Raw genomic sequence first — 5,453 nt, 5'->3', positions numbered from 1 at the left:
GGCTACCCCTGGAGGAGATGTTGGGCACCAGCAATCGGAATTATTACGAAGCCCACCCTGAATATCATATGTACCAGCATCCGGAATATCTGAGCTATGAAGAACAGATCGCGGCCATGGAGCGGATGTTGAAGAAGCATCCCGACGTGAGGTATGTGGGGTGTCATCTCGCCAGTATCGAATGGAGTGTTCAGGAGTTGGCTAAAAGGTTGGACAAGTTTCCCAACATGGCTGTTGACCTCGCCGAGCGCATTGATGATCTCCAGCTGCTGGACCGGGATGAGGTGCGCCAGTTCTTCATCGACTACCAGGACCGCCTGCTGTATGCCACGGACTTCGGCATCGACGAGGAGGATGATCCCGTCGCGGCTGCCCGCAAGATCCATGAGACTTGGCTCCTGGACTGGAAGTACTTCACCACTGACAGTATCATGACGATTCCGGGCATCGATCAACCAGTGATGGGTCTGGATCTGCCCCCTGATGTTCTGAAAAAGCTGTATCGCGAGAATGCCAAAGCGTGGTATCCCGGTCTGTAAAATATCGTACATGTAGGTTTCATTGAGAAGCATTTCTCACAAAGAGGAGGATAGCAAATTGAAGTCCACACGACTGATTGCCCTCGGTTTGTTGTTTATCCTGACCGGATGCGCGACCAAAGATTCCGTCCGTATGCGGGAAGAGTCCATGATCATACCCACCTGGGAAATCGGTCCGGTTGAGGCGAATCCCACGTTCGCGTGGAGCTCCCCGCGCAGACCGGTCTATCCCTATCCCTATAAAGAGATCCTGACCAACGAGAAAGGGGAAAAGACCTACACGGCCTGCTGGCTGGAAAATGAGTTCATCCAGGTACTGGTCCTGCCTGAGATCGGGGGGCGCTTGCATGGTGCCAAGGATAAAACCAACGATTATAACTTCTTTTATTGGCAGCCCACCATCAAGCCCGCTCTCATCGGGATGACCGGTGCCTGGATCTCCGGTGGTATTGAGTGGAATTTCCCCTACGGGCACCGCCCGACCGGCTTTAGCCCCGTCAGCTACAACCTGGTGGAGAACGAGGATGGCAGCCATACCGTATGGGTCGGCGAGACAGAGTGGGTCAACCGGATGCGATGGGTTATCGGTCTCACGGTTTATCCAGGCCGAAGTATCATCGAGGCTAAGGTGCGGCTGATGAATCCCGCGCCGCTCCATCACTCATATTATATGTGGGCCACCACCGCGGTGAACGCCAACGAGAACTATCAGGCTATCTATCCCACCCGGCTGATGACCGAGCACGGCAAGTTCGAGTTCTTCCGCTGGCCGATCCATGAAGGAGTGGATATCTCCTGGTGGAAGAACATCCCCAATGCGTCCAGCTTCTTCGCCGTGGAACGCGGTGATTTCTTCGGCGGCTATGACCACGGCAAGCAGGCGGGTACCATCCTCACAGGAGACAAGCATATTATCATCGGCAAGAAGCTCTGGACCTGGGGCACTTCACCGTTCGGCCGCATATGGGAGTCCATTCTCACGGAAGGTCAGGGGCCGTACCTGGAGCCGCAGGCCGGCGCCTTCGCCGATAACCAACCCGATAACCACTGGTTGGAGTCAGGGGAGGTCAAGGCTTTCAGCTTCTTCTTTTACCCCGTGCGGGATATTGGCGCCTACAAAAAGGCCAACATCAACGGCGCACTCAATCTGGAATTCGATGAAGACCGGATCAGCATCGGCGTCTATTCCACGGCTATCGTCAAACCCGGGATCATCCGCCTGACGCGCGGCGGTGATGTCATCCTGGAGGAGAAGCTGAATATCGATCCCTCCCGGCCCTTCATCCGCCAGCTGGATGTCGAGGGTGCTTCGGATTCCCGCGAGGATTTCAGGCTGTGCCTGCTGGATGCCGAAAGCAATGAGCTGGTCTCCTATTCCCCGGAAATTCTCGAGGAGCTGCCTATACCTGAACCAGCTCCCGTCTACGGCCCGCCGCAGACCATCGCATCCGTTGATGAGCTCTGGCAGATCGGGGATTTCAAGAGTAAGTACAAGTACCAGGACTTGCGGGCGGGCTTCGATGATTATTTCAAGGAAGCCCTGCGGCAGGATCCCGGCCATGCTCCGTCGCACATCTCACTGGCGGAATGGGACCTCAAACGGGCTGATTACCGGTCTGCTCTACGTCACCTGGATGCAGCCGGGCAGCGCAGTCCCGATAACGGCACCGTTTTCTACATGAAGGCGGTGGCCCAGGAAGCCCTGGGCAACTACGATGCGGCCTATGATCTTTATTATCGCTCGGTTCACTATCAGCAGTATCTCTCCCAGGCCTATCAGTGCATCACCCGGCTGGATCTGCGCCGGGGAGACTTCGAGCAGGCGAGCCAGCATGTCTGCAAAGCAATCCAATCCAACACCCTCAATCCGCAGCTGTGGGCGCTGAAAGCCACGGTTCTACGGTTCAATGTTGAGTCCGAGCAGGCCCAGGCGGCTGCCGAGCGGGCGCTGACACTGGACCCGGTTAACTTCTATGCCATGAACGAGCTGTATCTGGCCATGAAAGCCCAGGGCAAGTCCGGGAGGGCACAGAAGAAAAAGTTGGCACAGATCCTGCTGGATGATCCCCACTATTATATTGAACTGGCGCTGCACTACCTGAACGCCGGCCTTCATGAAGACGCAGCCGAAGTGCTTGAGCGAATTGAAGGAGATAAGCAATCGCGCAGCGCTCTCACCGGCTATTACTCCGCATACTGCCAGGATGGATTGGGTGACAGAAAGGCGGCCGCCCGTCTCTACAAGGAGGCCGCCAGGCGCCCGGTGGATTATTGCTTCCCGTTCCGGCTTGAGGCGATCAATGTATTTCGTGCTGCATTTGTAGCCAATCCCGGCGACGCTCGGGCTCATTACTTCCTGGGTCTGGTCTATGGCGGCCTCGGCGAAGTGGATAGTGCCATGGTCCACTGGCAGCAGGCGGTACGGCTTGAGCCCGGCAACGCCCGGGCCTGGAGAAACCTCGGTCTGGCGCACCTTAATGTCAGCGGGGACCTGCAGGCCGCCATGCAATGTTATGAGCAGGCCTTCAAACTGCTGCCCAAGGACTCCAGGATTCTGCTGGAGCTGGACAAGGTGAGGCAGGCCCGGAAGGAGAGCACCGCCGAACGGCTGTCCTTCCTGCGGCAGCACCAGAAAGTGGTCGAATCACGGGATGACCTGCTGACTTCCATGTTGGACCTGATGGTCCGGGAAGGGGAGTACGAGGAGGCGTTGGAACACTATCTCAGTCATCACTTCCATAATTGGGAGGGTGGCTACTCGATCCACAACGCCTACATGGAGGCCAATATCGGGATGGCCCAGAGAGCCCGGACACCTCACGAGGCCTTGGAGTGTTACCTGCGGGCCTGTGAGTACCCGCCCAACCTGGAATTCGCTCCCCGCGAACCCAACCTGCGCGGATTCCTGTACTACCCCATGGCCCAGCTATACCGGCAGCTGAACGACGAGCACAAAGCCGACAGCTTGCTGACAATCGCGGCTGGTGAGTCTACCGCTAAGCCTACTCTCGCCAGCTACTACCAGGCACTGGCCCTGCGCGAGTTGGGAAAATCTAAGGAAGCCGATCGCATCCTGGAAGCACTCCAGAAGGAAGGTCAGCAGCTCATTGAAGGGCAATCGGTGGGCTATGAGCGTCAGACCGAAGAGTACCGAAAGGCTCTGGGATATTATTACCTCGCGAAAGTGCATAGCGCTTCCGCACGGCAGCAGGCGGCCCGGGAAGCCTTGCAGATAGCAGCTGAATTGAGCCCCTTGATTGAACGGGAGGCCTTGATTTTTGCCCAGATCGCCTTTGCCGGCGCCCATCAATAAGAGAGTTTTCGAAAGTGAAATATCCCGCAAGTAAAACATCGTTTCAGACCTGGCGACTTCCCATGGTAATTGCCCTTAGTCTTAGCATCAGTCTTTCCCAGGAGACCATCTGGCGTCCGGTAGATCCGGGTGGCAACGGCTGGCTCATGTTCGCTTCCATCCACCCGGCCTCCGGGCACCTTTATTTCTCCTCCGACATGAGTTTGTCCCTCCACAAGAGCACGGACCAGGGTGAAACCTGGGTACCCATCGCGAATCCCATCCCCGGTACCGCCTACTACGTCGCTGGTGATCCCACTGAACCCAATACCATCTACATGAATCAGATTGGGGTGACACCAAAAGCCTCGGGTATCTGGAAAAGTACAGACGATGGTGAGACCTGGATCCATCTATATCAGAGCGAGGAATTCGGCATCAGCCGCAGCCAATCGGGGGCGGTTGATCCAGCAGACAATCAGGTCATCTATTGGACAGCTGCCGATATGGGGGTCAGAAAATCGCTCGATGGCGGCTACACGTGGGAAGATATGAGCACCGGCCTGCCTCTTGAGGAGCTGGCGTATCCCTACCGGCACTGCCACGCTCTGGAAATCGATCACAATTCCACACTCGGGCAGCGGAAGATCTATTACCCGACGAATCTGGGCTTGTTCCGGTACGAAGCTGAAAAGAGTGAGTGGCAGAGGGTCTCGGGGCTTCCTGAAGGGACATGCAGTGATGCGGAAGTCTGCGACGGCGGCACGTTATATGCCGCCCTGCCTGATAATGGTCTCTATCGCAGTCTCGACGACGGGGAAACCTGGCAGCAGTTGACCAAGGGGCTCGATGGGAAAACGCCCTTCCAGGTGGTCGCCACCAATCAACGGCCTGATATGGTCTATGTGGCCACGGTCAGGGATGAGGGTATCTACGGCAGCCGGGACGGCGGCGACTCGTTCAGACTGCTCACCCACCGCCGCTTCAACGCCCGCTATAATTGGCCCATGAACTACCGCCAGCATGAGGCCGTGTCTGGCCAGATCATGTTTGTAGATCCGAATGATCCCCTCACCCTCCACCTGGATTACAACAAGAAGACCCACGACGGGGGGGAAACCTGGCAGCACTTCGGCTTGAAAGAAATCCGTCGGGATCGCTACACAGGAACCGGCCTTACACTCCTGACCGACTACCGGGTGGTATTCGATCCCAATCGCCCGAAGCTCGTCTGGCTGGGATTCTCAGATACCGGACTCATGCTGTCGGAGGACGGTGGCGAGACGATCATCAACGTCATCTCGTTTCATAGAGGTGAAGTGAACCAGGCCGCTTACTGGCGGGACAAACTGGTCTACTCCAGCGGTTCCTGCGTTTCCATGGCGGTCGATCCCGACTTGTCGACAACGATCTATGCCTCCATCAGCGGGAAAAATGCCGATGACCGGGCAGCGGTGGGCGGCATGGTGATCAAGTCCGTCGATGGTGGCTGGAACTGGACACCTGTCTACGAAAAACACGGCTTGGACGACGGGATTGTGCGGTCCATCGTGATCGATCCTTCTTCACCGATCCAAAACCGGACCGTGTACGTGGCCAGTTACGGCAACGGCGTCTATAAG

Annotated in this window: 3 protein-coding genes; all 3 read left to right on the top strand. The window is 56.8% G+C overall.

Annotated features, from left to right (window positions below):
• Window positions 1-539, top strand: a 539-nt coding sequence (locus ACETWG_09825; protein ID MFB0516881.1) for an amidohydrolase family protein, incomplete at its 5' end; no start/stop codon positions are given.
• Between the two features lie 58 nt (window positions 540-597).
• A complete protein-coding gene (locus ACETWG_09820; GenBank protein ID MFB0516880.1) occupies window positions 598-3,852 on the top strand; it encodes a DUF5107 domain-containing protein in 3,255 nt (1,084 codons plus the stop codon).
• 62 nt (window positions 3,853-3,914) lie between these two features.
• Window positions 3,915-5,453 (top strand): WD40/YVTN/BNR-like repeat-containing protein (locus ACETWG_09815; protein MFB0516879.1); only part of this gene is annotated, 1,539 nt, incomplete at its 3' end.

This window comes from Candidatus Neomarinimicrobiota bacterium (genome assembly GCA_041862535.1).
GTDB lineage: Bacteria > Fidelibacterota > Marinisomatia > SCGC-AAA003-L08 > TS1B11.
The sequence above is the reverse complement of the archived record's forward strand: the minus strand, read 5'-3'. Positions and strand labels throughout refer to the sequence as shown.